Genomic DNA, 26,352 nt, shown 5'->3' with positions numbered 1-26,352 from the left:
CTCAGTCCTCGTCGCCGGGCTTGGAGAGCTCAGCCTTGAGGGAGAAAGTGTTCGAGCTGGCAACGGTCTCGCCGGCGGAAAGTCCCGAAACAATTTCGATGACGTTGCCGTCGCGCCGCCCCGGCACGACGTTGCGCTTTTCGAAACCGTCCTTGGTGCGGACGAACACCGCCTTTCGGCCATCGACGGTCTGGACGGCGGAGAACGGAACGGCGACGGCCACGTCGCGGCGCTCGACCGCAATGCCGGCAGTCACGAATGAACCCGGTCGCCAGCGGCCGTCGGGATTGGGCAGGGAAGCCACGACGCGAGCAGAGCGCGTTTCCTTGTCGAGCAGGGGACTGACGAACACGATCTTGCCGGCTCCGGTCTCCAAGAGGCCCCTCAGCGCGATGTCGACCGACTGGCCTTCCTTCACCAGCGGCAGGTCGGTCGAGGACACAGCCAGCTCGACCCACACGCGGCTCAAGTCAACGAGGACGAACAGCTCCGTTTCGAGGCTATCGCGGCCCACAGCCGTGCCGGATTCGACCTTGCGTTCGGCGACGCGCCCCGAGATCGGTGCGCGGATGTTCTGGCTGCGCAGCGTCCCATCGGGAGCCTGCGGCAAGCCCGCGATCTCGCTGTCGGTGACTCCAAGCGCCATCAGCTTCTGGCGCGCGATGCCGAAGCGCATTTCGGTCTGGGCCGCCGCATTGCGCGATTTGATGTATTGCTGTTCGGGAACCGCGCGGCCTTCCCACAACGACTTGTCGCGCGCCGTCAGGTCCTGCTGTAGTTCGTTGGACAGCCTTGCCGAGAGGTATTCGCTCTTGGCGTCGGCGACTTCGCGGCTTTCGAGAACGCCGAGAATTTCGTCCTTGACGACGTCGTCTCCGATGTTCTTGCGCAATTCGGCGACCGTGCCGGACAGCTTGACCGAGACATGGGCGACTCGTCCCGCATCGGGCACGATCGTGCCGGGCACCGTCAACCGTCTGGCGATGGGGGCAGGGCCCGCCTCCCGCAGCTCGATCTCGGCAAGCTTGATCCGCTCGTCGTCCATGACGATCACGGCCGGCTTGGTATCGGGCTTCGCGGGCGTGGACTGCGCGAAGGCCTGCGGGGTAACGCCCGTGATGCCGAACAGGGCCGAGAGGATCGCGGCGGCCGCACGATTGGCGGGAAACATCGCAGACTCCGCGCTAGAGGTATCGCGAGATCGCCTTGAACTCGGCGAGGACGTTTTTCGTCGACTTGCCCGAGCCGCCGTTGGCGGCCGTGTCCAGGCAGTGATCGACGTGATCGTGAATCAGGGCTTTCTTGGCCTCGGAAATCGCCTTCTCGACGGCGTGGAGTTGCTGCGCGAGGTCCAGGCATGACCGGCCGTCGTCGAACATGCCGATGACCCGGCGCAGATGACCCTCGGCGCGCTTCAGCCGCTTGACGATGTCCGGGTGACTTTCGTGGATGTGCTGCGTCATGATAATCCTATCCCCTGGGAGGGGATACCTCATAACAACTGCGTCGCCAAGCCCTCGAGCCGGGCAGATTGCCGCAACGCAAGAGGGCCGCGACGCTTTCCTTTCAACCTGACTGCTGAGAGTAGCTCGCTGTGCCGTCAGCAGGCGATGCCTCGCTGTTCGCATCGTGGCTGCACGAGCGAGGCTCCGACATGAAAACACCCGCAGCGGATTGCTCCGCGCGGGTGTTACGAACTTTTCGATCTTGCCATTCTGCCAGTGTTTTGCCCGACGAGTCAAAGGCGACAAAAATGGTCTCGTGGCTGAGGTCGCGCTGCTGCTGATGGGTCGCTAAAATTAGCTAACAGTTTCAATGCCCGCGCTACTGTGCATGGGGTTGTTTTTTCAGTTTTTGTTTTGAGCGTGCCTTAACAGCCTGCTCACCGCCGTCCGCGCGGCGTCTCGGCCTTGGCTGGCGGCTCGGTCTGCGGTGCGCAGGTGGCCGCCGCAAGCGTTGCTTGCGCCTGCGGCATCAGGCCGGGCTCGGCGGCGAGGGCCTTCATCACGATCAGGCCGGTGGCAGCAGGGGAATCGATGATCAGGCGGTCGGCCGCGGTGATCTCCTCGTCCTCGGGCAGCTCGTTGTGCTGCGCTTCCGTCATCAGGTCGAGCTCGATCACCTTCTTGCCCGCGGAGCGGTCGTTGATGGCGTAATAGGCGATCTCGTTGCGGGTGTAGAACGACACCGACGTATAGGCCTGGCTCACCGGCACGGTAAGCTTGATCGGCCCGCCCGTGAGGTCGTAGCGGCAGATCGCCAGCGCAAAGGCCGGGTCCATGAACGGCATCGGCGAGGTGTTGGGATCGGCGAGGGGAAGCTGGGTGACGCCGTTGAGCTTCGTCATCGGTGTCAGCCGCGAATAGGCGTCCTGCGTCGCGATCCGCGGCAGCGCCAGCACGCTGACGAGATGGACGACGAGGCCCAGCACCACACCGGCAACGATGGTGAAGACGAGCCGGATCATGAGCAGCCCACCGTCGAAATGGTCGGCATCGGCGCATCGCGCTGGGTGCGCGTCGCAACGCCGACCGGGGTGTCGTAGAGGCGCAGCATCAGCGCGTAGCGCTCGATGCCGCCGGTCGGCAGCCAGTTGCCGGCGCGCGAGCGCGAGGCGATCCGGATTTCGAAGGTGCCGTCGGACTGCCGCACGATCTCCTGGCTGGTGAAGCCGTAGCGCTGGAGCGAATTGGCGACGAGATGGCCCTTGCGGTCGTACAGCGTCAGCGTCCAGAACCGCGCCGGCGGCGTCACGCCGGAGACGACGACGTCGCAGCGGCCGTCGAGCGCCTTCTTCTTGTCGTCGGCGGTGGCGGTGAAGGCGACGCCGTCACCGGTGCCGATCGGCAGCTCGCCGTTGCGCACGATGGTGGCGCGCGAATAGGGATCGACGTCGGCGGTGCCGGTGCGCGGGCGCGCGGTCCAGGGACCGATGGTCAGCGCGCCGATCTCGGTGCCGCGCGTCGTCGTCATCCAGGTCGCGCCGACGCCCACTACGGTCGCGAGCAGGAGGGCCGTCAATGTGGTCAGGATCAGCCGCACGGGTTTCGATCAGTTCTTGCGCGGGGCGGATGCATTCGCATTCTCTTCCGCATAGTTCTGTGGGAAGGCGAGCGCGCTCGTCGACGAGGCCGGCTTGGCAGGCTTGCCGTCATTGGCGGCCGACTTGTTCGCGGTCTTGGCCGCGTCATCCAGCAGCTTCTCGACGCGCACCAGGATGTCGGCGCCGCGCTTGGTCAGAACGGGCGGCGGACCGGGCTTGGTCTCCAGCACTTTCGGCGCGGCATTGGCCTGCGCGGCCATCGGCTGCGGCGGCAGCTTCTGGCCCATGCCGATGCCGGGAATTTCCCGGACCTCGACGCCCTGATGCGCCGCGACCATGATGTCGTGCCAGGTCTGCGCCGGCAGCGAGCCGCCGGTCATGCGGTTGGTCGGCGAATAGTCGTCATTGCCGTACCAGACCGCGCAGGTGAAATTGCCGGTGTAGCCGACGAACCAGGCATCGCGATACGCATTGGTCGTGCCGGTCTTGCCCGCGGTCGGAATGCCGTCGAGCGCGGCGCGGCGCGCGGTGCCTTCGCTGACGACGTGGCTCATCATGCCGGCCATGTCGGCGGCGATGTTCGGCGGAATGGCCTGCTTCGGCTTCGGGCCGTCGCGGTCCCAGCGCCAGACGAGGTCGCCGGCGCCGGTGCGCACTTCCAGCACCGAATGCGGCGTCACCGACTTGCCCCGGTTGGGGAAGGTCGCGTAGGCGACGGCGTGCTCGAGCACGGTGACTTCGTCCGAGCCGATCGGCAGCGACGGCGTGTCGGGCAGCGGCGCCTTGAGGCCGAAGCGGCGGGCGACCTCGACGATCTTGGCGCGGCCGATCTTGGCCGGGTTCGGCGCCTTCGGTTGCTCCTTCTGGCCGATCGCGATCGACAGCTTCACCGGCACGACGTTGATCGAGCGCGTGATCGCCTGCGTCAGCGTCACCGCGCCGGAATAGGAATGGCCATAGTTCTGCGGACACCAATTGCCGATGCAGACCGGGCCGTCGACCACGATCGAGTTCGGCGTGAAGCCGTTCAGAAGCGCGGTGGTGTAGACGTAGGGCTTGAACGAGGAGCCGGGCTGGCGGTAGGCGTCGGTGGCGCGGTTGAACTGGCTGGCGCCGTAGTCGCGGCCGCCGACCATGGCGCGAATGCCGCCGTCGAGATCGGACACGACGGTCGCGGCCTGCGTCGCGTGATAGTCGCGGCCGAACTGGCGCAGCTGGTTCTCGATCGCGTCTTCCGCGGCCTTCTGCACGTTGGCGTCCATCGCGAGGCGCACCACGAAGACGCGCTCGGTGTACGACTTCGGGAAGGTGTCGACCAGCTTGCGCATCTCGTCGAAGGCGTAGTCGAGATAGTAGTTCGGCGAAGCCTCGTCGCGGCGGTCGACGGCGAAGGCGGGGTTACGGCGGGCGCCGAACACCTGGCCCTCGGTCATGAAGCCGGCATCGACGAGGTTGTCGAGCACGACGTTGGCGCGGGCGCGCGCAGCGGGCAGGTTGATGTGCGGGGCGTATTTGGTCGGCGCCTTGAACAGGCCGGCGAGCATCGCCGCTTCCGCCAGCGTCACGTCGCGCGCGGATTTGTTGAAGTAGAAATGCGCCGCGCCGTCGACGCCGAAGGTGCCGCCGCCCATATAGGCGCGGTCCAGATAGAGCTTGAGGATCTCGTTCTTGGTCAGGCGCCATTCCAGCCAGACCGCGAGGAACGCCTCGTTGACCTTGCGCTCGATGGTGCGCTCGTTGCTCAGGAACAGGTTCTTGGCGAGCTGCTGCGTGATCGAGGAGCCGCCCTGGCGGACGCCGCCGGCTTGAGCGTTGGTGACGAGCGCGCGCGCGGTGCCGGCGATGTCGATGCCGAAATGCTCGTAGAAGCGGCGGTCTTCGGTCGCCAGCGTCGCCTTGATCAGCACGTCAGGAAAATCTTCCAGCGGGATCGAGTCGTTGTGCTTGATGCCGCGGCTGCCGATCGGGTTGCCGTAGCGGTCGAGGAAGCTCACCGCGAGATCGGACTTCTTCAGCCAGTCCTCGTCCGCGGTCTCGCGGAAGGCGGGGATGGCGAGCGTGAGCATGACGACCAGGCCGCCGAGGCCGAGGGTTGCGGCCTCCGACAGCGGCTCGATGAACACCCAGCGCTTCCACCGCCCGACATAGAAGCGGTCCATGAAGGTCGAGTAGCGCTCGTAGAGCTCGCGGATGCCCTTGGCCGAGGAGAACAGCGAGGAGTCGATGCGCGCATCGAGGTCCAGGAAGAAATTCCGGACCCTCTGCTTCCAATGCGGTGGTATGATCTGGCGCACCTAGAACCCTTGAGGCTCGGTTCGAAACCGTTCAAGCACCCGGCCGGGGCGGCATCGAGACGTCTTGAGGGAATGTTGCGGCAAACCCAAGGCGCCCGGTTCGCGTCCGAGGGGACTTGCTGTTCCTTCTAGCCGAGCAGGGCCTATAAACCAATGGTCAGGCTCACGATTTTGAACAACAGGCCTAATTGACCCCGGTTCATTACGGGCCGCTCGGAGGGGTTGCTTGCAGCATCCCAGCCGCACGCCCTAGATGGGGTCAGCCGTAGCTCTTTCGAACCCTTGTTGAGGCGCATGACCGCAGCTCCCAAACGACCTTCAGGCCAGGAAGGATTCTTCTGGAAAACCAAGACGTTGGAAGAGATGTCGGGGGACGAATGGGAGAGCCTGTGCGACGGCTGCGGCCGCTGCTGCCTGAACAAGCTCGAGGACGAGGACACCGGCGACATCTATTTCACCCATGTCGCCTGCAAGCTGCTCGATGCCGGGACCTGCGGCTGCAAGGACTACCCGAATCGTTCCGACAAGGTTCCGGACTGCGTCCGCCTGACCCCGGCCAATGTCCGCACCCTGAACTGGCTGCCGCCGAGCTGCGGCTACAAGCTCGTCGCCGAGGGGCGCGACCTCTATTGGTGGCATCCTCTGGTATCCGGTGATCCCAACACCGTGCATGAAGCCGGCGTCTCCGTGCGCGGCCGGGTCGAGGGCAGCGAGGAGGAGATCCCGGACGCGGATCTCGAGGACCACATCGTGCAATGGCCGGCCCTGCTGCCGAAACGGGCGCGCCTGAAGCGACGTCCGAAGGACTGATCCGCCGTACGGATCACGTGTTCGGGATGACCCGGCGGCGGGATGCACCCATGCGCCGCGGTGCCTGCCTGGGAAGAACTTTGCTGTCTACATTGGCCGCATAGAACGAATCCCTCGCGGCGTTGCGCCGCCCCACGGCTTCCGATCGAGATGAACAAGTTCGACCGGCAGAGCAGTTCTGCCGACATCCAGGCGTTGCCCGACGACATTGCCGAAGAGCTGTCCCGCCTTCCGAGCGAGGTCATCAGCGTCGATGACGCGCCGTCCATCGCGCCGCCGGTGCCGCTGACCTCCGACGAGGTCCGCACCATCGTGATCAGCCTGATGCTGACGATGTTCCTGGCAGCCCTCGACCAGACCATCGTCGCGACCGCACTGCCGACCATCGGGCGCCAGTTCCAGGACGTCTCGAACCTGTCCTGGGTGATCACGGCCTATCTGCTCGCCTCGACCGCGGTCGCGCCGGTGTTCGGCACGCTCAGCGACATCTACGGCCGCCGCGTCATGATCATCATCTCGCTCAGCCTGTTCGTGGCGGGCTCGGTGCTGTGCGCGATCGCGCCGAACATGCCGATGCTGATTCTCGCGCGCGGCCTCCAGGGGCTTGGCGGCGGCGGCATCATGCCTGTGGTGCAGACGGTGATCTCCGACGTCGTGAGCCCGCGCGAGCGCGGCCAGTACCAGGCCTATTTCTCCAGCGTCTGGATGGTCGGCGGCATCCTCGGCCCGGTCATCGGCGGCGTGTTCGCCGAGCATCTGCACTGGTCGATGATCTTCTGGATCAATCTGCCGCTCTCCGCCGCGGCGATCGCGATGCTGCTGCCGAAGATGAAAAAGATTCCGGTGTTCCACCGCAAGCGCAAGGTCGATTGGCTCGGCGGTGTCCTGCTGATGGCCTCCGCCGTCGTCTTCATGCTGGTGCTGACCTGGGGTGGCACGCGCTACGCCTGGCTCTCGCCGACCGTGCTTGCGATGGTGGGCGGCGCTGTCGCGCTCGCGGTCACCTTCGTCTGGCACGCGCGCCGCGCCGATGAGCCGTTCCTGCCGCTGAAGCTGCTGACGGGATCGGTGGCGCCGTTCGCGCTGACGGCTGGCGGTTGCGGGCTCGGCGCGATCACGGGCCTCACCGTGCAGCTCCCGCTTTACTACGAGTCGGTCTATCATCTCAGCGCCAGCGAGGCGGGGCTTGCGCTGATTCCGCTCGCGGCGGTCTCGACCTGCGGCGCGGCGATTGCCGGCCGCACCATGGCGCGAGCCAAGCACTACAAGCGCGTCGCCATTGTCGGGACCTCCTGGGCCGCGATTTGCGCGCTGGGCCTGACGCTCACCACCTTGCCGCTCTGGGGCCTGCTGACGCTGATGGCCGCGTTCGCGCTCGGGCTCGGCACGACCTTCCCGGTCTGCGTGGTCTCGCTGCAGAATTCGGTCGCGCGTCCGCAGGTCGGCACCATCACCGGCGCGATGAACTTCTTCCGCTCGCTGATGTCCTCGTTCACGGTCGCGGCTTTCGCCGCCATCCTGCTGATCGCGCTCGGCACCGACATTCCGCTCGCCGGTGAGCATCACGCGGCAGGCAGCATCCCTGCGATACCCGCCGACGACATGCGGCACGCGTTCCGCTACGTCTTCGGCGCCGCCACCGCGCTGATGACCACCGCCTCGCTCTGCCTGATCATGATGGAGGAGCGGCCGCTGGCAGGCCCGACCGTCGCAACGCAGGTGGAGATGGCCGAGTAGCGGCCTAGCCGCCGCGATCGGGATCATCGTCGGCATTGCCTGCGCCCGTCTTCCGCGCTTTCGCAGCAAGCTGCTGCTTGAGCTGCGCCAGCGCGTCGGCAGACCAATCACGGACATCGGTAACCGCCACCCAGGCATCGACGTAATGCTCGGGTGCGTAGACATGGCCAAAGCCCATCGGTGTGCCGTTCGCGACCGCCATGTCGAGGGCGAGCTGCAGCATCGTGACGATGGGATACCATCGCAGCTCGGGTGATACGTCGGGCCCGCGCGGCGCCTTCATCCAGGCCGGAGCCTGATAGGCGTCGCGGTAGGCAAAGAACGTGATCGCGTCACTGGCATATTGCAGATAGACGACGCGCATCGGACCCCAGGGCGCATCTGTCGGCACCGTCGGTCCGTTCTGGTTCATGAAACGCACGAAGCGGCCGTCGCGAAATTCCGGCAGCCAGGCCGGCGTCCCCGGATTGCGGTTCGCGGTGATCGAGCGCCAGATGCGGCTCTCGAACGGCACCCCGCTCCACAGCGCCCCGGCAATGGGATCGCCGATCGTCTCGAACAGCTCCGCGGATTTTTCCGAGTTCAAGGCGCCGAGGCTGAGCCCATGCAGATACAGCTTCGGCCGTCTGTCTTTCGGCAGCGTCGTCCAGTAGCCGTAGATCTCCGCGAACAGGGCGCGCGCCGCCTCCGCGCCGTATTCGGGCTGAAACATCAATGACAGCGGGCTGTTGAGATAGGAATACTGCATCGCGACGCTGGCGACGTCGCCATGGTGGAGATATTCGACCGTATCCATCGCGGCCGGATCGATCCAGCCGGTGCCGGTCGGCGTGATGACGATCAGGACCTTTCGTTCGAAGCCGTGCTGGCGCTTGAGCTCCTCGAGCGCAAGCCTGGCGCGCGCCTGCGCCGTTTCGCGGCTGGCGAGGCCCAGATAGACGCGCACGGGGTCATGCGCAGGCCCTCCCGTAACGGCGCTGATCTCCGCTGCGGTCGGACCCGAGGCAATGAATCTGCGCCCCGTGCGCCCGAGCTGCGTCCACTTCACCAGCGACGCCGGGCTTCCCGTTCGATCGGAGGCGGCCGGCTGCGGCCGCTCGGGTTCGAACAGAACATCGAGTTCGCGGAAGGAGGAGTCGAGCGCGTTGAATGCCATGCGGACCAGGACATTGCTGGCGATCGACCAGAACAGCAGGCCTGCGACGATCACGCCGATGACATTCGCGACCTTCCGCGGAATGACGCGCCTCGTGCGCGCAGCGAGGAAGCGGGCGACAAGTGCGAACAGTCGCCCCAGCACCAGCAGCACCACGAACGTGATCAGGGCGATCGCGCAGACCTTGAGCGGATGTGCGGTCTCGACCGGGGCCATCTTCATCACGGCGCGGATCGAGTTCTGCCAATCGGCGGTGCGCCACAGAAAGACGATGACAACGAGCAAGCAGACGGCCGCGACAAGCGCATTCGCAATCGATCTCGCGCGCGCCGAAGGCTCGGGCAGCTCGAGATAGTGCCAGAGCCGGCGCCACAGGATGCCGGCGAAGTAGCCGATCGCAAAGCAGCCGCCGGCAAGGACACCTTGCGTGAGGTAGCTCCGCGGGATCAGCGTCGGCGTCAGTGCGGCCGCGAAGAATAGCGCGCCCAGCACGAGGCCGACGCCGGACAGCGAGAGGAGTTGCCGCCGAATGAACCGCGCGAGACCCTTCAAGGCATCCTCCGGCTGACGCTATCCCTTGTTGCTCTCCGCAAAGCTGCTCTTGCGCGGCAGCCGGATCGTGAACTCTGTGAACTCGCCGGGCTTCGTCGCGACGTCGATCGTGCCGCCGTGCTGCTTTACCACGATGTCGTGGCTCATCGACAGCCCGAGGCCGGTGCCTTGGCCGGCCGGCTTGGTGGTGAAGAACGGATTGAACATCTTCTCCCTGACCTCGTCCGCAATGCCGGTGCCGTTGTCGCGGATGCGGATCTCGATGGTGTCGCCGCGGTCGCGCGTCGCCGCGATCACCACCGGCTCGTAACCGGACGCGCCGCCTTCGGCCTTGCGCTTGGTGACGGCGTGGAAGCCGTTCGAGATCAGGTTCAAGAGCACCCGGGTGATCTCCTGCGGAAACACTTCGGCTTGCCCGGCCGCCGGATCGAGCTCGCTCCTGAGCGTCACGTCGAACTGCGGCGCCTCGGCGCGGGCGCCGTGATAGGCGAGGTTGAGGCTCTCCTCGACCAGAGCGTTGATGTCGCTCAGCCGGTGCTCGCCGCCGCCCTCGCGCGAATGCAGCAGCATGTTCTTGACGATGGAATCGGCGCGCCGACCGTGCTGCACGACCTTCCCCAGATTGTCCTTCAGGAGCGCGGTCAGCTCGTCCACCTCGGCACGGACGTCGCCCGCGAACGGAACGGGCGCGAGCACCTCGTTCAGCTCGTCCGTCAGCTCGGCGGAGAGCGAGGCAAAATTGTTGACGAAGTTGAGCGGGTTCTTGATCTCATGCGCGATGCCGGCGGTGAGCTGGCCGAGGGATGCAAGCTTCTCGGTCTGGATCAGCCGGTCCTGCGCTGCGCGCAAATCGTCGAGCGACCTCGCGAGCTCCCGCGTGCGGTCCTGCACCTCGTTGAACAGGCGCGTGTTCTCGATGGCGATCACGGCCTGGTCGGCAAAGGTCTTGAGCAGGTTGATCGCCTTGTCCGGGAAATGACCGGCCTCAGGGCGCGTCACGGCGATGGTGCCGATCGCAGCGCCGTCGCGCAGCATCGGCACCACCAGAATGCTGCGATAGCCTCTGGTCCGCGCCAGCTCCTTCATGGCGTCCGTGAGATCGGCTTCGTTCTGCATGTCGCTGCGGAACGCATATTCCCCGCTTGCCGCCACCCGGCTGTGAATGCCCGATGCCGACAGCGGCGCCGGGAAGGAGCTGAGCAGATCGGCGTTGCCGGCCTCAACGTCGGTGGTGAAGGCAGCCAGATGCAGCATCCCGTCGATGAGGCGGGTGACGGTGGAGGAATGTCCCCCAATGAGCGCCTTGGCACTGTCGGAGATCGCCTGGAACACCGGCGTGACGTCCGCCGGCGAGGCCGCGATCACCTTCAGGATGTCGGCGGTCGCGGTCTGCCGCTCCAGCGCTTCCCTGGTCGCGTTGAACAGGCTGACATTCTTGATCGCGATCACCGCCTGGTCGGCGAAGGTCTGGAGCAACCTGACATGGTGCTCGCCGAACGCGCCGGTCTCCCGGCGCGTGGCGATGATGACGCCGATGGCTTCGCCCTCGCTCATCAGGGGCGCGAACAGCATGCTGCGGTAGCCGCGGGCGCGCGCGATGTCGCGTGCGGCCGGCTCGAGCTCGGTGTCGGGCAGTTGCGCCGCCGCACCATGGGCCACAAGCTGGTAAGGCGGAAACCGTGCGAACGGCACAGGGAACGAGGATTGGAGCACGCGATCGCCGGCCGGGTCGGTCGGCGTGAACGCCGCAAGGTGCGCGGCGCCGTCGACATAGCGCAGCACCGCCGTAGAGAAGCCACCGATCAGCCGGTTGGCATTGGCGGCGATGGCGTCGAACACCGGCTGCACGTCGGACGGCGAGGCGGCCATTACCTTCAGGATGTCGGCGGTGGCGGTCTGGTGCTCCAGCGTTTCCTTCGTCTCGCTGAACAGCCGCGCATTCTCGATTGCGATCACGGCCTGGTCGGCGAAGGTCTGGAGCAGCTGTACGAGATCGGGCGCGAACGCGCCGGGCTCGGCGCGTGTGACACTGATCATGCCGACCGCCGTGCCCCGGTTCATGAGCGGCATGAAGAGCACGCTGCGGAAGCCGCGCAGCCGCGCCAGATTGCGGTTCAGCTCCGGGACGTGCTCGGCCTCGCTGTCGGGAAACTGGATCGTCTCGCCGCCGCGAACGAGGCCAAAGGTCGGAAAATCCTCGATCCGGCGCGGGAACGATGCCTTCAACCCTTCGTCCGCGTCCGGGCTGGTCGGCGTGAACGCCACGAGGTGCAGCTCGTCGCCGATGAACTGAAGCACGGTGGCGGAGAAGCCGCCGAGCAGGCGCTTCGAGCTGGACGCGATCGCAGCGAACACCGGTCGGGCATCCGAGGGAGATGCCGCGATGGTGCGCAAGATCTCGGCACTGGCGTTTTGCCGATCGCGCAGCCGCGTGTTCTCGGCTGCAGCCGACTGCAATTGCCGTTTGAGCTCGTCGATCCCGGCGACATCGTTGGAAGGGGTGGTCATTCGCAATCCGGCTTGGTGTCGCGACGGTGCGCGGCACCAAGCCGGATTATCATATCTTCTGCGGCCGGAGCCAGCGCCCGCGGTCCTGCCGCCGAGACCCGGCCGCCTCACGTGCCCGGCCGCGACACCTCGGTCTCCTTGCTGGTGATGAACTCCAGCAGCACCGGCACGCCTTCCTTCGTCTTCTGGATGCCGCGCCTGATCGCCGGGATGATGTCCTCCGGCTTCAACACCCGCTCGCCATAGCCGCCGAAGGCGCGCGCCATCGCGGCATAGTCGCCGGAAATGTCGGTCGAGCGATATTTCTCGGTCGAGACCGGCATCACCTTCAACTCGATCGCCATCGAGAAATTGTTGAGCAGGATCGACATGATCGGGATGCGCTCGCGCACCGCGGTCTCGAAATCCATGCCGGTGAAACCGATCGCCGCATCGCCCCAGACATTGATGCAGAGCTTGTCGGGCTTTGCCAGCTTGGCACCCATCGCGAGGCCAAGGCCGTAGCCGAGTTGCGTCGTCTTGCCCCAGCCGAGATAGGAGAGGGGTTCCACCGCCTTCCAGAACGGCGAGAGCTGGTCGCGCGGGCTGCCGGCATCATGGGTGATGATGGTGTTGTTGATGTCGACGGTGTGCTGGAGGTCCCACAGCACCCGATAAGGGCTCAGCGGCGCGTCGTTGCTGGTGAGTTTCGGCATCCATTTCGCGAGCCACTCCTTGTGCGAGGCCGCGATCTCGGCGGCCACAGCGGAGGCGTCGCGATCCTTCGTGACGGTCTTGCCGATCTCCTCCAGCAGCGCATCGAGTACGAGGCCGGCATCGCCGACCAGGCCGATCCTGGCCTCGACATCCTTGTTGAGATGGTTGGGATCGAGCGTGGAATGGATGATGGTCTTGCCCTTCGGCATCGCGATACCGAAACTGGTTTCGGTGAAGGAGCAGCCGATGCCAAAGATGACGTCGGCCTCGCTGAGGAACTTCGGCACCGCGCGCGGCACCGCAAGGCCGCCGGAGCCGAGCGACAGCGGGTGTGTCTCCGGAAACGACGACTTGCCTCCCAGGCTGGTGGTGACGGGAATGGCGAGCCGCTCGGCGAGCCGTTTCAGTTGCGGCCACGCCTGCGCATAGTGCACGCCCTGGCCGGCATAGATCACCGGCCGTTTGGCGTTGACGAGCAGGGCGGCTGCTTCCTTCACATGCACGGGATCGGCGCCGTAGCGGGTGCGCAGCACCGGCGTGTAGTTCAGCGGTTCCGGCACCTCCTCGTTCCACATGTCGGAGGGGATTTCGACGATGACGGGCCCGCCGCGGCCGTTCTTGAGTTTCGTGAAGGCACGGCGGAAGATGTTGGCGACTTCCGCGGCGAGGATGATCGGCTCCGAGGACTTCGCGAACGGCTTCATCGCCTCGCTGGAATTGAAGTTCGGCTCGATGTGCGCCAGCCGGCGCTGGTAGCCCATCGGCAGCACCAGCACGGGCACGGATTCGCCAAAGCACTGCGCGACGCCGCCCATCGCGTTCTCCGCGCCCGGCCCATGCTGCATGCAGAACGCGCCGATCGTTCGTCCCGACGTCACGCGCGAGATCGCGTCCGCCATGTGGATGCCGACGCGCTCCTGCCGCACCATGACGGGACGGATCTCGGCCTTCGCCGCATGCTCGATCAGATGGTTGACTGGATAGCCGCAGAGGATCTCGATGCCCTCGCGCCTCATGATTTCCGCAATGGCGGTGCCGAGCTTCATGGCGTCTCTCTCCCTGGCGAGGCCGGTTGCTCCGGCCGATTGGGGGAGAGAGGATCAGGAATTTGGGGAAGGGTAAAGCGCGGGGCTGCGAAGGAGGCGGTAGGTCAGGTATGCAGCGCCGGCGTCCGGCCGCACGGACCCGCCAGCCATTGCGTCGGCGCTTCGGTGCCGCGGTCTCCTACTTGCAGCTTTTGCAGATCGTCAGCTTACGCTTTAACGCTTCATCTTCTTGATCGATCGATTGCTGCGCCGTATCCGGATTGGGCCTGGAGCCCTTTGCTGCGCGCGACGTCATGGGTCGCGTCGCCTGCTCCGGCGTGTCATTGTCGTCGACGGCGCTAAAGCCGTCATAGTCAGCGGCAGGATTCGGCGATTGTGGAGGTCCGCCAGTCGCTGGTGTCGACGACACCCTGTCGGACGCTGCGGGGGAGTTCTTGGCGTTCGCCCGTGGCGGCGATGCCTTGGGCGGAGCAAGCGAAACCGGCGGCGCGACCGAAGTCTGGCCTCTCGCGCTGTCGTCTGACCATGTGCCGACAAACATGAGGCTGAGAGCCAAGAGCGTCACGCTTCTCATCCGCATCCTCTCGGCAGCTCTGGTTCAACGATCGATGGCATGGCCCGCCGAGCCACGACGGCGTGCAGAGTATCAGGACTCGCATGGCCGTCAAAGCGCCGTGCCCCGGATGGTGAGCGGCCTAATCCGGGACGACCGCATCGATTCGCGGGCCCGCGATTGCCCTCCGCGCCATCCGGGCTACGCCCGACAGGCAAAACACACGATCGCCGGGCGACCGCGATCGTCGGCCTCAGATCAGCGTCCCCAAGTGGAAGCCCGCCTGTGCGACCAGCGACTGAATCACGACGTTGTCGCCGGGCCCTCCGTCCAGCACGTCGACGCCGCCGCCGCCGATCAGCACGTCGTCGCCGAGCCCGCCGAGCAGCGTATCGTTGCCCGCGCTGCCGATGAGCACGTCGTCGCCAGCGCCGCCGTCGAAAACGAGGTGCGGCCCGCCGGGGCCGACACCCGACGCCTCGATCACGTCGTCGCCGCCCAGGCCGTTGATGGTGATCGTGTCGCTGAAGTCGAAGTTCTCGATCACGACCTGGCTTGCGAGACCGTCAATCACCAGCGCGCCATTGCTGTTGATCGAAAGCGAGATGACGTCGTCCCCGCCCGTGCCGTTGATCACGATCTTGTCGGCCGCGCCGTCGCCGCCTGCGGCGCCGGGAACGCCGCCCAGATCGATCTTGACCTCCGTCACGTCGGTGCCGCTCATGTCGCCGACATTGATCGTGTCGGCGCCGCCGCGGGCATTGAACGCGATCGTCTCGACGCCGTGCGTGTCCATCGTGATCGAGGCGACGTCCCGCGTCAGCTCGGCACGCCCTCCATTCGCGAAGATGTCGACGGTTTCGGCGATGTTGGCGCCGTTGAACAGCAGCGTGTCGGTGCCGCCCTGGCCCTCGATCGTGTCGTTGTCGTCGCCCGGGTTCCAGACGAAGGTGTCGTTGCCCGCGCCCATCAGCGCGACGTCGTTTCCGTCGCCGCCATTGATCAAGTCGTCGCCCTGACTGCCACGGATGGTGTCGTTGCCAAGTCCGCCGTTGATCGTGAGTTGCAGCACGCCGGCCGCAAGCCCGCTCGCATCGATCACGTCGTCGCCGCCGAGGCCATTGAGTGTCAGTTGGTCGGTTGCGTCCATGGAGGTCAGGTTGGTGGCCGCGTGGAGGCCGAAGACGGTCACGCCGCCGGCATTGCCGGCGACGCCAAACGTGTCGGCACCCTGGGTGGCATCGACCGTGACGGTGTCGAGGGCGCCGTCCGGCGTTCCGGCCGAACCGCCGAGGTCGATGTTCACCCGCGTCACATCCGTCCCGGTCAGGTCGCCCACCACGACATGGTCGGCGCCGCCCAGCGCCTGGACATCGACATGCTCGACCCCGTGCAGGTCCATCGTGATGTTGCCGACGTCGCGCGTGAGCAGGGCGTGATCGCCGTTCGCCGTTATGATGAGGTTCTCGGCGATGTTGGCACCGGCGAACCGCAGCGTGTCGTCACCGGCGCCGCCTTCGATGGTGTCGCTGCCATCGCCCGGATTCCACTGGAACACGTCGCGGCCGGCGCCGAGCTGCACGAGGTCGTCGCCGCGGCCGCCGACGACGGAATCATTGCCATCGCCGCCGATCAGCGTGTCGTTCCCCGCGCTGCCGACGATCGTATCGTTGCCGGCGCCGCCGTCGATCGTCAGATTGATGAGCGCGGCGAGATTGCCGGTGGCGGTGATGACGTCGTCGCCGCCATTGGCATTGACCACGAGATTCTCGGTGGTGCCGATGTCCAGCGAGAACGGCGCGGGGTCGACGCGGTCGAAGCGCACGCGCGTGCCGTTGGCCGTGATGGCAAAGACCTCGCCGCCGTTGCCGCCGTTCACCTCGGCGGTGTCGATGCCTTCGCCGCCCTCCATCAGGTCACTGTCGTCGCCGGGGTTCCAGATCATGCGGTCGTTGCCGGCCTCACCGAACATCTGGTCGTTGCCGTCACCGCCGATCAGCACGTCATTGCCGGAGCCGCCGAACAGCAGATCGTTGCCGCCTTTGCCGAGCAGCGTGTCGTTGCCGGACTGCCCGAACAGCATGTCGCCGCCGGACCCGCCGGTCAGCGTATCGTTGCCGGCGCCGCCGAACAGATTCGCCGCAGGCATCGCGCCGTTGCTCTCGTCGATCGTGATGGTGTCGTTGCCGTCCTGGCCGAAGGCCTGGATCAACTTGGTGTTGGCAACCGTCGCGGGGCCGCCTTTGATCGCGACCGCGCCGCCGTTGACGACGATCGTTCCGGCCGCATTGCGGCCCAACGTGATTGTGTTGTTCTGGCCGTTGCCAAAGGTGGTGAGAATTCCGGCGGTAAAGTTTGCTGTGACAGCCATGTGCGCTTCTCGCTCGCGTCATCGTCGGAACAGACCGTATGGCAGGATCATGACGCGTTTCGCGATGCCACAGGGGGTGAACGGCAAACGACAACGGCTGTAGGCCGAGATGCAAGTTCCTGCTTGGCCGAATCCTCCGGAAGGGCTTCTGTTTGTCTTGAGAACAGCTTGATTTTCCGGAGAGCCGCCGCATTACCGGCTGATCGACCTTCACGGCCGGAAGGACGCGTTCGCCCAGCGTCAAGAACATGGTTCACAAACGGTAACCAGCCCGCCCTGCGCCGGGCCAGGCGCGGTGAACATCGAAGAAGAATTTAACGCTTGCGCCTTAACTTGCGCTCGCCATGAGTGAGCAGGTCGTGCACAGCGAGGTCCAACCGTTTTCGGCGCGTGCAGCGCTCCCCTGGCTGGTGAGCCTCGGCGTCTATGCCGTGCTGCTGATTCTTGGACAGCGGCTGCTCAATGATCCCGACAGCTATTCTCACATCGAGGTCGGGCGCTGGATCATGGCGCATGGCGCCCTGCCGGCGAGCGACCCTTTTTCCTTTTCGATGCACGGCGCGCCCTGGATCACCTTCGAATGGCTCTCGGAGATCGTCTACGCCGCGGTCTACGCGCTGTCCGGCTGGTCAGGCGTCCTCGTCGTCGCCGCGGCGGCGATCGCGCTCGCCTTTGGCCTGCTGACGTTCTTCCTGCTGCGCGAGCTTTCGCCAGCCCTGACGCTGCTCATGGTGATCGCGGCCGTCATCTTGTCGGCGCCGCATATGCTGGCGCGGCCACACGTGCTCGTGCTGCCGGTGATGGTGACTTGGGCGGCCGCCCTGGTGCGCTGCATGGATCGCGGGGGGCCTCCGCCCTACTGGGCCCTGCCGCTGCTGGTCCTGTGGGCCAATCTGCACGGCAGCGTGGTGCTGGCGCTTGGGCTGATCGGCCCGGCGGTGCTCGAGGCGCTGCTGCGTGAGGAGCGAAGCGAATGGTCGCGCGTGCTGTTGCGGTGGCTGCCATTCTCGGCGCTCGCACTCGCAGCGTCCTGCCTGACGCCCTACGGGCCCGAACCGCTGCTGATGCCGCTGACGACGCTCGGCCTCGGCCCCGCGCTCGCCTGGATCGCGGAATGGCGGCCGCAGGATTTCAGCCGCATCGGTGGCTTCGAGTTGCTGCTGCTGGGTGGTATTCTCGCGCTCTCGCGCGGCGTGACGCTGCCGCTCGTGCGGGCCCTGGTGGTGATCGGCTTGCTCCATTTCGCGCTGGCGCAGATACGCAATGCGGATCTGCTGGCCATGCTGGCGCCGCTCTACCTGGCGGCTCCGCTGGGTCGGAAGTTCGGCGGACCGACCGGGGACGATGCGGCCGGCTCGTCGCGCGGCCTGAATCTGGCTGCGTTCGCTATGTTGATCGCGGTGAGCGGGGCGGCCCTCGCGCGTGACATCCGGCCGGCTCCGATCATCACCCCTCAGGCCGCCATCGCTCAAGCCGACCTCGCCAGGACGGGGCCCGTGCTCAACGATTATTCCTTCGGCGGCTATTTGATCTTCGCCGGCATTCCCACCTTTATCGATGGTCGCGGCGAACTGTACGGGGGACCGTTCATCGACCGCTACAACCGCGCCGTAGCGCTGGTCGACCTCGGAGATTTTCTCAAGCTGCTCGATGAATACAAGATCGGCGCGACGCTGCTCGCACCGCGGACGCCGGCGGTCGCGATGCTCGACCGGCTGCCCCAGTGGCAGCGCGTCTACAGCGACGATGTCGCGGTCGTGCACAAGCGGCGAGATACGCCGCAGAGATAAGTCAAACGGTCCCGAAGGCTGCGTATTGGCCTCCGAGCGACACGCCGCTCAGGGCGCCTTCCAGGCGCCGTGCCGGCTTGGTGTCCCAGGGGAGCAGCAGGAAATGGCGCGCGCCGATCTCCCGTAAACCGTCCGCAGCCATCAACTTTCGGGTGGTGCCGGCGCTGAGCAAGACGGCGTCCCGGTCGAACTCACAGCGCGCCACGGCAAGGCGTGTCAGCGGGTTGTACGGATTGTGCTCGATCACGCAGACGAGCCCCCCGGGGCGCGTCACTCGCCGCATCTCGGCGATGAACTGCGCCCATTCGGCCGGCACGATATGGTGCATCACGCAGATGGCCGTGACCAGATCGAAGCTGGCGTCGTCGAAAGGAAAGGTGCGGCCGTCGAACTCGCGGTAGTCGACGCCGCGGTTGTCGGCGCGAGCCTGCGCCAGGCTGGCCGAAGAAACGTCGATACCGCTCAAGCGGCCGACCATGCCGTGCAGCAGGGGATGAAGGCTGCCGACACCGCAGCCGACGTCGAGCATTTCGGGCCGCTCCGCGTCCAGCCGCTGCGCGATCAGATCGCGCAGGAGATCGGCCTTGGCGCGCATGAAGAAATGATGCGGCAAGCCCGAAAAGTCGATCGATGATTGGACCACGTCACGGTAGTTGTCGTGGTAACCGTCAAAGAGTTCGGTCATGTGCGGGGTCACTCGTTGACGGCGTGGATCGCGGGCACCGCGGCTGCCGCCTCGCTGCGATCGAAGCCGGCTCGCGTCTGCACCACGTAGAGCGGGCGGCGTTTCACCTCGGCATGGATGCGGCCGACATAAAGCCCCACGATGCCCGTCATCAGCATGTTGATTCCGCACAGCAGGGACACGACGACGATCGTCGAGGACCAGCCGGTGACGAGATGACTGTCTTTGCTGAGCCACAACAGGATCACCCAGCCGCCGTAGAGGAGTGCGAATCCCGAGACCGTCAATCCGCACCAGATTGCCAGCCGCAAGGGCAGATCCGAAAAGCCAAGCGCGGCGTTCATCGCGAGCCGCACCATCTTGAACAGCGGGTATTTGGTTTCGCCCGCTGCGCGCTCGAGACGATGGAAGGTGACCTCGGTCTGCCGGAAGCCGAGCCAGGCGATCATGCCGCGGACGAAGCGGTCCTGTTCCGGCATCTGCCGAAGTGCGTCGAGCACCTTGCGGTCGATCAGGCGGAAATCGCCGACATCGGCGGGGATGCCGACAGAGGACATCCTGCCGAGAAGCCGGTAGAAGAGATGCGCGGTCGCACGCTTGAATCGGCTTTCGCCGTCACGCGACAGGCGGCGGGCGTGGACGATGTCGTTGCCTTCCTTCCATTTTGCGATCAATTGCTCGATCACTTCGGGAGGATCCTGCAAATCGGCATCCATGACGATGATCGCTTCGCCTTGCGCGGCGTCCATGCCGGCGGTGATGGCGACCTGATGGCCGAAATTGCGCGACAAGCCGATATAGCGAAAGCGCGGGTCGCGCGTGGCGAGCGCCCGCAGCACGATCGAACTGGAATCGCTGCTGCCGTCGTCGACGAAGATCGCTTCCGCGGGCCCGTCGAGCCGCGACAATACCAGGTCGAGCCGGCGCAGCAGGATCGGCAGCACGGCTTCCTCGTTGAACACGGGGATGACGAGGCTGTAGCGGATCGATTTGAAACTGGCCGCCATGCGAGAGGGTCCAACTCGGTTGCAGGGGCGGAAGTCTAATCGCCGGTGGTTAAGGTGGCCTTGCCACAACTGTTAAGGATCTAGGGCTCCGGGGCGATGCGGTGGGGGCGGACGGCCCGAGGGCGGCTGCGGCGGGGAGAGAGAGCGGAATGGTGATGCCTGATTAACCACGCTGCGCAACTGTGGCTTCGGTCTAGGACCTGCGGCGGATCTTGTAGAGAACAAATCGTTCCGAGGTGTCCAGCTCGTCCAGCAGATCCGGCAGCGGGTTGGGTGCGGGCGGTCCAAGCACATAGAGATAATCGAAATCCTGGTACCAGGTGCGGACGAACGGCGGAACGTCCGCCCGTGGCGGGCTTGTCGCAATCGCCGTCAGCAGGCCTGACGGCACCGGCCCTCCGTAGGGAATGGCAAGACGGCGCACGGCCTCGCGTGGCCGCACCGGCTGCTTGCCCGCTTCCGTGAATAAATTGGGCACGAAGGCGTTGGCATAGTGCACGGCCAGCGTCGGCGCATAGAACATTGGATAGGACGTGAGGTCGGCGAAGGGCGGGTCTCCATGGTCGCCCGTGCTGCCAACGAGGACGCGTGAGCCGCGATCGATCTTTTCGAACGACCTGATGATGGCCGCATAGTCGGCGCGGTAAGGCAGCCACACCGCGAGGACGACGGCGAGGTTGATCAGGATGATGCCGCTGATCGCAGCGAGCGCAGCCATTCTCCAGGCACGGCTGGGCAGGGACAGCGAGCAGAAGGCCGGCAGGATCAGAGCCGCGGCGGGAATCACGCGGAGGTCGACAAACGAGGTTCCGAACAGCTTCGAGGGAATGACGAGGTACAGGAGCGCAAAGCCGATCGCGAGCCAGATTCCGTCCGGCTCGAGCTTGAGCACGCCGCGTCTTGCGGCGAAAAGCAACGAGATCATCAGCGCCAGCCCGGTGATTGCCGATAGCGTCAAATTGTAGCCGTTCATGATGCGCAACGGCCAGATCGGCTTGAAGCCGAGGAACCAGCTCGTACCTTCGCTTCCGATCGAGCCTGCAGTCATATGCATGATCCCGAACAGGACGAGCGCCGGTATGGCCAGCGCGCCAAGCCGCGCGGCCGCGACCCGGTACGATATTCCGTGGTGGCGGATGCGCCAGAGCTCGTAAAGGCCCAGCGTCGCGCCGTAGATGCCGAGGGAAAAGAAATGCGCCGCATACAGCACAGCGACGAAGACCGTGTTGACGACGAAGCGCCGTGGCCATGGGCCTTCTGCCAGCATCAGGTAGACGGCGATGCCCCAGAGGGCGAGGCCCAGCCCGAACTCGAAATTCACGAAGCCCCAGCTGAACGGCAGGCAGTAGAGGAAGGCGAGCGCCGCAAAGCCGGCGAGATGGACACGTCCCTTGCGGGCCCATTCGAGCAGAAGCGCGCCCCCTACGATCAACAATTGGCTCAGGAGCAGAAACAGCCGTGTGGCGTTCTCGACGCTCATCAGCCGCGCCATCTGCGGGACCAGCAGGTCCATTCCAAGGTTGGGATAGAATGCCCAGGCCACCTCGTAATGCGGATTGGCGTTGGGAGTGCCGCTCTGGCTCAAAATATACATGCGGGCGAGGTGATTGGGATAATCGACCATCGCGGGAATAGGGGTCAGCAGCACCGGAAGAAACGAGACGGCCGCCAGCATTGCAAGGACGGCGATCGTCACCGATCGGTCCGAGCCAAGACGAGCCCGGATCGTCAAGGTCGGCCTGTCGGAAGATGCCATGTGATCGGGCCGCTGGGGTTCGAGCCTACGCTCTGCAAAGGTACAATTGCACGACACAACGTGCATAGCGCGAACATCGTAAAGATCAAACGTCACGCAGCAGCCGGGCACCGTTGCCGTATGCACAGCGCTAATGAAAAGGAAATTCCGCGATGTTCGTGTCGTTGCATTAACGGAGGCTCAATTCTACCGCGCGCGACGTTACGGCCGTGGCAACCAGGGCCGGCGGTCGGATGCACCACTGCCGCGCTACCGCCCATTGTCCTGCAATGCGCGCCGCAGCCTGCGGATGATGACGCCGCGGGCGCGGTCGTCGGCGGCGGCTGCGACCCTGTCGCTGATGTCGAGCATCAGCTCCGACATCTCGTTGTGCCAGTCGAGGCGGGTCACGGCCTCGGGCGTCAGCCGGCGGCGATGGTCGACGTCGAGCACGCGCGGCTCGGGCGCCTCGAGCTCGTAGATATCGTCGAGCACCGGCTGATAGATCTTCGCGGCCGGAAGGATGCGTTCGCCCAGCCGTTCGGCAAGACCGGCGATCGCATCCGGCTCGCCGTGGGTGAGGAACAGGCCGCGGGTGATCGGGCGGCGCGCCGCGATCCAGCCGGCGATGCCGGCGGCGTCGGCGTGTCCGGAATACTCGTCGATCATCCGGATGCGTGCTGCGACCCTGATCTCCTCACCCTGGATCCGCACGGCCTTGGCGCCGTCCTGGAGGAAGCGGCCGAGCGTGCCGTGCGCCTGGAAGCCGGAGAGGAGCACGGTCGCGCGCTCGTTCCACAGCCAGCGCTTGAGGTGATGGCGGATGCGGCCCGCGTCGCACATTCCGCTGGCGGCGATGATGATGTGAAAGCCGCTCAGGCGCATGATCGCCTTGCTCTCGGCAACCGTCTCGGTGAATTTGAGATGCGGCGAGTTGAGGAGGCGGTCGACGTCGACGCCGGGATCGAGGCTCGCGGCATGCTGGCGGAAGACTTCGGTCGCATGGATCGCGAGCGGGGAATCCAGGAAGATCGGCGCCGCCGGAATTTCGCCGCGCTCCATCAGGTGGACGATGTCGACGATCAGCTCCTGGGTCCGCTCGACCGCGAAGGCGGGGATGAGCAGGGCGCCCTTGGCCGCGGCGGCATCGCGGATCTCGCTTGCGAGATGCTGCCGGCGTTGCTCGGGCGTGGTGGCGGCCCGCACGCGGTCGCCATAGGTGGACTCGCAGATGACGTAGTCGAGATCTACCGGCGCCTGGGGATCGGGCTGGAGCAGTTTTGCTTCCGGCCCGACGTCGCCCGAGAGCAGGATGCGCAACGGGCGTTCCCGGCCGTTCTGGTCGAATTCCAGCTCGATCGAGGCGGAGCCGAGCAGGTGGCCGGCATTCCAGTAGCGCGCGCGAACGCCGGGGATCACGTCGGTCCAGTGCTCGTAGTCGACCGGGCGGAACGATTGCAGCGATGCGGTCGCGTCGGCCTGGGTGTAGATCGGCGCGACCTCCGTCCGCCGGCGCGCCGCGTTGCGCCGGTTGAGCTGCGCGACCTCCGACTCCTGGATGCTGCCGGCGTCCGGCAGCATCCAGGAGCAGAGGTCGATGCTGCCGCGCGTCGCCAGGATCGGTCCGTCAAAACCCTCGCGTATGAGCTTCGGCAGCAATCCGCTGTGGTCGATATGGGCGTGCGTCAGCAGCACCGCCTGGATGTCGGCGGGGCGGAAAGGAAAGGCGCCGTAGTTGAGTGCCTTGAGCGTCTTCTGTCCCTGGAACAGGCCGCAATCGACCAGGAAGCGCCCGGTCGCGGTCTGGAATAGGTAGCTCGAGCCGGTCACGGTGCGGGCGGCGCCGCAGAATCGAACAGTCACGCTCATGTCGTCGTCTCCGGCGGAAGTGTCGGGTTGAGCTCGCGCTTGAGGGCAGCGGCCAGAATTTCGTCGAGCGCGATCGCGTTGGTCGGATGTGGCACGCTGTCGCTCGAGCGAATGGAGCGGATGCCCGCATCGGCGAATGCGGCGATCATCGCGGGTGGAAACAGCGCGTGCGTCACGACTGAATCGACGGCGCTTGCGCCCGCCGCCTTCAACGTCCTTGCCGCGACCATCAGCGTCGTCCCGGAGGAGACGATGTCGTCGACCATCAGCGCCGGCCGGCCCGCGAGCAGGGCGGCATCGGCAAAGTCGATCTCGACGGAGCGATCGCCGCGCCGGATCTTTCGCGCGACCGTGTGCCGCAAGTCCAGCCGCTCCGCGAGATCTCGCACCCAGGGCTCGGATTCGGCGTCGGGGCCGATCACGACGGTTGCGGGATCGATGCCGGCCACGGCAAGCGCGTTCGCAATCGCCGGCATCGCGGACAGGTTCTCGGCCTCGATGCCGGGAAACACGGCGGCGATGTCGGAGGTGCGATGCAGGTGCGCATCCACGGTGATGACGCGGTCCACGATCGTCGCAACGAGGCCGCCCATGGCGCGCTGGCTGATGGCCTCGCCCGCATGAAACGCAATGTCCTGCCGCATGTAGCAGAGATAGGGCGCGACCAGCACCAGCCGCTTTGCGCCGCCGCGTCGCAGCGCCTCTGCGGCGAACAGCAGGGCGATCAGCTTGTCGTTGGGTTGGTCGAGCGCGGCATAGAGGATGGTGGTGTCAGCTGCCGGCGCGACCGTGACGCGCAGCTCGCCATCCGGGAAGCGGTGCAGGGTCATCTCGTCGCAGGCAAGCCCAAGCCGCGCCGCGAGACGCTTCGCCGCCTCGGTGCCGAACGGCAGGGTCTGGAACGCGACCGTGCTCACGACGCTGTCTTGCCCGGGAGCGCGTCGTGACCATCGACGGCGTAACCGTTCTCCGCTGCGGCGGCGGAGGCAACGAGATCATGCTCGGGCTGGTCGAAGGCGTAGACGCGGTAGAGCGGCTCGCCCTGCTCGACGCGGTCGCCGATCTTCTTGAACAGGCGGATGCCGGCACCCTTGTCGAGCGGCGCGCCGGCGGTGCGGGCGAGACGATTGAGGCGCAGGCAGTCGATCGCGGACACCGTGCCGTCATGCGCCGCCTTGACGTCGAAGCTGAGCGATCCCAGTTCGGTGCTGCATGTCGACGGGCCCTGGGCGTCGATGATCTTCTGCATCTGCTTCAGCGCCGCGCCGCTCTCGAGCAGTTCGCGCGCTCGCGCATAGCCGGCGCCGCCGCGCAGCTTCGGATCGTATTCCAAGAGATGGGCGGCGAGCCGCAGCGACTTCTCGCGCAGGTCGCGGGGCGCATCCTTGTCGTTGCCGAGCACCGCCATCACGTCATTGGCCTCGAGCACCGGCCCGATGCCGTTGCCGATCGGCTGGCGACCGTCGGTCGTGATCACTTCGACCGTGCGGCCGAACCGGTCGCCGACGAATTCGAACAGCTTGCGCAGCCGCATCGCCTCGACGGCACCGGTGACCTTCGCGGTCGGCCCGACCGGAATGTCGATCAGCAGATGCGTCGAGCCCGCCGCGATCTTCTTGGACATGATGGAGGCGACCATCTGCTCGCGGGTATCGAGGCTCAGCGGGCGCTCGACCGAGATCAGGACGTCGTCGGCCGGCGACAGGTTCACGTGGCCGCCCCAGATCAGGCAGCCGTTGCAGGCCGAGACGATCGCCTTCATCTCCTCGACGCCGACATTCACCCGCGCCAGAACCTCCATCGTGTCGGCGGTGCCGGCGGGCGAGGTGATGGCGCGCGAGGAGGTCTTGGGGATCGGCAGGCCGTGCGCGGCGACGATCGGCACCACCACCATCGAGGTGCGATTGCCGGGAATGCCGCCGATGCAGTGCTTGTCGACGACGACAGGGTCCGGCCACACCAGCTGCGTGCCGGCCTGGGCCATCGCCCCGGTGAGGGCCAGGAGTTCGTCGCTGGTGATGAAGCTCGCCGAGCCGATCAGGAAGGCGGCGATCTCCATGTCGGAGTAGCGATAATGCGCGAGGTCGTTGATGATCGCGCCGATCTCCGCCTGGCTCAGGGTTCGCCCGCGGATCTTCGCGCGCACCGCTTCAAGGCTCTCCGGCGGCGAGGCGGGCGTCACCGAGACCAGCGTGCCGACCGGTTCGGCGAAACGGCGGAATGCGGGCTCGGAGAGGCCGATCTCGTCCTGGGCCGCCAAGGTGTCGTCGTCCGTGATCAGCAGCGTCGCCAGCAGCACCTTGCCATTGAGACGGAGCTCGACGCGGCTGAAGCCGCGAAAGATCTCCGCGCGCAGCGCCTTCGATCGCCTGGAGATGACGACGACGTTCTCGCGGCCGGTATCGAGGCGGACGCGGCGGATCTTCAGTTGGGAGTGCGGGAGGTCTGGGTGCATGGACGGGCCGGCAGGGAGGAAGCTCGGCCTCCATGCTTAGCCATC

The 26,352-nt window shown here is 66.0% G+C and carries 18 protein-coding genes and 1 pseudogene; 3 read left to right on the top strand and 16 right to left on the bottom strand.

What is annotated here, in order from left to right:
- Nucleotide 1 precedes the first annotated feature (1 nt).
- The 5 genes from BM118_RS26970 to BM118_RS26950 form a co-directional block, all read right to left on the bottom strand.
- A complete protein-coding gene (locus BM118_RS26970) occupies nt 2-1,171 on the bottom strand; it encodes an efflux RND transporter periplasmic adaptor subunit (RefSeq protein ID WP_092188985.1) in 1,170 nt (389 codons plus the stop codon).
- Nucleotides 1,172-1,184: 13 nt separating this feature from the next.
- A complete protein-coding gene (locus tag BM118_RS26965) occupies nt 1,185-1,463 on the bottom strand; it encodes a metal-sensing transcriptional repressor (RefSeq protein WP_092188983.1) in 279 nt (92 codons plus the stop codon).
- A 419-nt stretch (nt 1,464-1,882) separates the two neighbouring features.
- Nucleotides 1,883-2,467 carry a DUF1254 domain-containing protein gene (locus tag BM118_RS26960; RefSeq protein ID WP_092188981.1) on the bottom strand — a complete coding sequence of 195 codons (585 nt, stop codon included), beginning with the start codon at nt 2,465-2,467 and terminating at the stop codon, nt 1,883-1,885.
- Nucleotides 2,464-3,042: a DUF1214 domain-containing protein gene (locus BM118_RS26955; RefSeq protein ID WP_027547263.1), complete on the bottom strand. Its 579-nt coding sequence runs from the start codon at nt 3,040-3,042 to the stop codon at nt 2,464-2,466. The genes BM118_RS26960 and BM118_RS26955 overlap by 4 nt, the downstream gene beginning before the upstream one ends.
- 9 nt (nt 3,043-3,051) lie before the next feature.
- Nucleotides 3,052-5,337, bottom strand: a complete 2,286-nt coding sequence (locus BM118_RS26950) for a transglycosylase domain-containing protein (protein WP_092188979.1) — start codon at nt 5,335-5,337, stop codon at nt 3,052-3,054.
- Between the two features lie 294 nt (nt 5,338-5,631).
- Here BM118_RS26950 and BM118_RS26945 point away from each other — a divergent pair, with 294 nt between their 5' ends.
- Together BM118_RS26945 and BM118_RS26940 are read left to right on the top strand one after the other, a co-directional pair.
- Complete coding sequence (locus BM118_RS26945; protein WP_092188977.1) at nt 5,632-6,147, top strand: YcgN family cysteine cluster protein; 516 nt, start codon at nt 5,632-5,634, stop codon at nt 6,145-6,147.
- Nucleotides 6,148-6,297: 150 nt separating this feature from the next.
- Nucleotides 6,298-7,884, top strand: a complete 1,587-nt coding sequence (locus tag BM118_RS26940; RefSeq protein WP_092188975.1) for an MDR family MFS transporter — start codon at nt 6,298-6,300, stop codon at nt 7,882-7,884.
- Between the two features lie 4 nt (nt 7,885-7,888).
- On the opposite strand, the gene BM118_RS26935 is transcribed toward BM118_RS26940, so the two are convergent.
- The 5 genes and pseudogenes from BM118_RS26935 to BM118_RS26915 form a co-directional block, all read right to left on the bottom strand.
- Nucleotides 7,889-9,592 (bottom strand): alpha/beta hydrolase, encoded by a 1,704-nt coding sequence (locus BM118_RS26935; RefSeq protein ID WP_177234722.1) that lies wholly within the window; start codon nt 9,590-9,592, stop codon nt 7,889-7,891.
- An 18-nt stretch (nt 9,593-9,610) separates the two neighbouring features.
- A complete protein-coding gene (locus tag BM118_RS26930) occupies nt 9,611-12,100 on the bottom strand; it encodes a GAF domain-containing sensor histidine kinase (protein WP_092188973.1) in 2,490 nt (829 codons plus the stop codon).
- Between the two features lie 107 nt (nt 12,101-12,207).
- Nucleotides 12,208-13,866, bottom strand: a pseudogene (locus BM118_RS26925) (thiamine pyrophosphate-requiring protein); the annotation flags it as partial.
- A gap of 154 nt (nt 13,867-14,020) precedes the next feature.
- A complete protein-coding gene (locus BM118_RS26920; RefSeq protein ID WP_177234721.1) occupies nt 14,021-14,416 on the bottom strand; it encodes a hypothetical protein in 396 nt (131 codons plus the stop codon).
- Between the two features lie 232 nt (nt 14,417-14,648).
- On the bottom strand, nt 14,649-16,766 hold the full coding sequence (locus BM118_RS26915) for a calcium-binding protein (protein ID WP_092188967.1): 2,118 nt from the start codon (nt 16,764-16,766) through the stop codon (nt 14,649-14,651).
- A 344-nt stretch (nt 16,767-17,110) separates the two neighbouring features.
- On the opposite strand from BM118_RS26915, the gene BM118_RS26910 reads away from it, so the two are divergent.
- Nucleotides 17,111-18,556: a hypothetical protein gene (locus tag BM118_RS26910; protein ID WP_092188965.1), complete on the top strand. Its 1,446-nt coding sequence runs from the start codon at nt 17,111-17,113 to the stop codon at nt 18,554-18,556.
- A gap of 1 nt (nt 18,557) precedes the next feature.
- Here BM118_RS26910 and BM118_RS26905 read toward each other — a convergent pair whose 3' ends face one another.
- The 6 genes from BM118_RS26905 to BM118_RS26880 form a co-directional block, all read right to left on the bottom strand.
- Complete coding sequence (locus BM118_RS26905; protein WP_177234720.1) at nt 18,558-19,241, bottom strand: class I SAM-dependent methyltransferase; 684 nt, start codon at nt 19,239-19,241, stop codon at nt 18,558-18,560.
- An 8-nt stretch (nt 19,242-19,249) separates the two neighbouring features.
- A complete protein-coding gene (locus tag BM118_RS26900) occupies nt 19,250-20,248 on the bottom strand; it encodes a glycosyltransferase family 2 protein (protein WP_092188962.1) in 999 nt (332 codons plus the stop codon).
- 193 nt (nt 20,249-20,441) lie between these two features.
- A complete protein-coding gene (locus BM118_RS26895; protein WP_177234719.1) occupies nt 20,442-22,004 on the bottom strand; it encodes a hypothetical protein in 1,563 nt (520 codons plus the stop codon).
- 249 nt (nt 22,005-22,253) lie between these two features.
- Nucleotides 22,254-23,852, bottom strand: coding sequence for an MBL fold metallo-hydrolase (locus BM118_RS26890; protein WP_092188961.1), 1,599 nt, complete (start codon nt 23,850-23,852; stop codon nt 22,254-22,256).
- Nucleotides 23,849-24,769, bottom strand: coding sequence for a ribose-phosphate pyrophosphokinase (locus BM118_RS26885; protein ID WP_092188960.1), 921 nt, complete (start codon nt 24,767-24,769; stop codon nt 23,849-23,851). The genes BM118_RS26890 and BM118_RS26885 overlap by 4 nt, the downstream gene beginning before the upstream one ends.
- On the bottom strand, nt 24,766-26,307 hold the full coding sequence (locus BM118_RS26880) for a thymidine phosphorylase family protein (protein WP_092188958.1): 1,542 nt from the start codon (nt 26,305-26,307) through the stop codon (nt 24,766-24,768). The genes BM118_RS26885 and BM118_RS26880 overlap by 4 nt, the downstream gene beginning before the upstream one ends.
- Nucleotides 26,308-26,352 lie beyond the last annotated feature (45 nt).

Origin of the sequence: Bradyrhizobium sp. cf659, assembly GCF_900113725.1 — a bacterium.
Lineage (GTDB): Bacteria > Pseudomonadota > Alphaproteobacteria > Rhizobiales > Xanthobacteraceae > Bradyrhizobium.
This window is presented reverse-complemented; position numbering and strand designations above follow the sequence as displayed.

Bases quoted from the DNA above. Each gene is read 5' to 3' on its own strand.
- BM118_RS26970 (WP_092188985.1), bottom strand. From the start codon at position 1,171: ATGTTTCCCGCCAATCGTGCGGCCGCCGCGATCCTCTCGGCCCTGTTC.
- BM118_RS26965 (WP_092188983.1), bottom strand. From the start codon at position 1,463: ATGACGCAGCACATCCACGAAAGTCACCCGGACATCGTCAAGCGGCTG.
- BM118_RS26960 (WP_092188981.1), bottom strand. From the start codon at position 2,467: ATGATCCGGCTCGTCTTCACCATCGTTGCCGGTGTGGTGCTGGGCCTC.
- BM118_RS26945 (WP_092188977.1), top strand. From the start codon at position 5,632: ATGACCGCAGCTCCCAAACGACCTTCAGGCCAGGAAGGATTCTTCTGG.
- BM118_RS26940 (WP_092188975.1), top strand. From the start codon at position 6,298: ATGAACAAGTTCGACCGGCAGAGCAGTTCTGCCGACATCCAGGCGTTG.
- BM118_RS26930 (WP_092188973.1), bottom strand. From the start codon at position 12,100: ATGACCACCCCTTCCAACGATGTCGCCGGGATCGACGAGCTCAAACGG.
- BM118_RS26920 (WP_177234721.1), bottom strand. From the start codon at position 14,416: ATGAGAAGCGTGACGCTCTTGGCTCTCAGCCTCATGTTTGTCGGCACA.
- BM118_RS26915 (WP_092188967.1), bottom strand. From the start codon at position 16,766: ATGGCTGTCACAGCAAACTTTACCGCCGGAATTCTCACCACCTTTGGC.
- BM118_RS26910 (WP_092188965.1), top strand. From the start codon at position 17,111: ATGAGTGAGCAGGTCGTGCACAGCGAGGTCCAACCGTTTTCGGCGCGT.
- BM118_RS26905 (WP_177234720.1), bottom strand. From the start codon at position 19,241: ATGACCGAACTCTTTGACGGTTACCACGACAACTACCGTGACGTGGTC.
- BM118_RS26900 (WP_092188962.1), bottom strand. From the start codon at position 20,248: ATGGCGGCCAGTTTCAAATCGATCCGCTACAGCCTCGTCATCCCCGTG.
- BM118_RS26895 (WP_177234719.1), bottom strand. From the start codon at position 22,004: ATGGCATCTTCCGACAGGCCGACCTTGACGATCCGGGCTCGTCTTGGC.
- BM118_RS26890 (WP_092188961.1), bottom strand. From the start codon at position 23,852: ATGAGCGTGACTGTTCGATTCTGCGGCGCCGCCCGCACCGTGACCGGC.
- BM118_RS26880 (WP_092188958.1), bottom strand. From the start codon at position 26,307: ATGCACCCAGACCTCCCGCACTCCCAACTGAAGATCCGCCGCGTCCGC.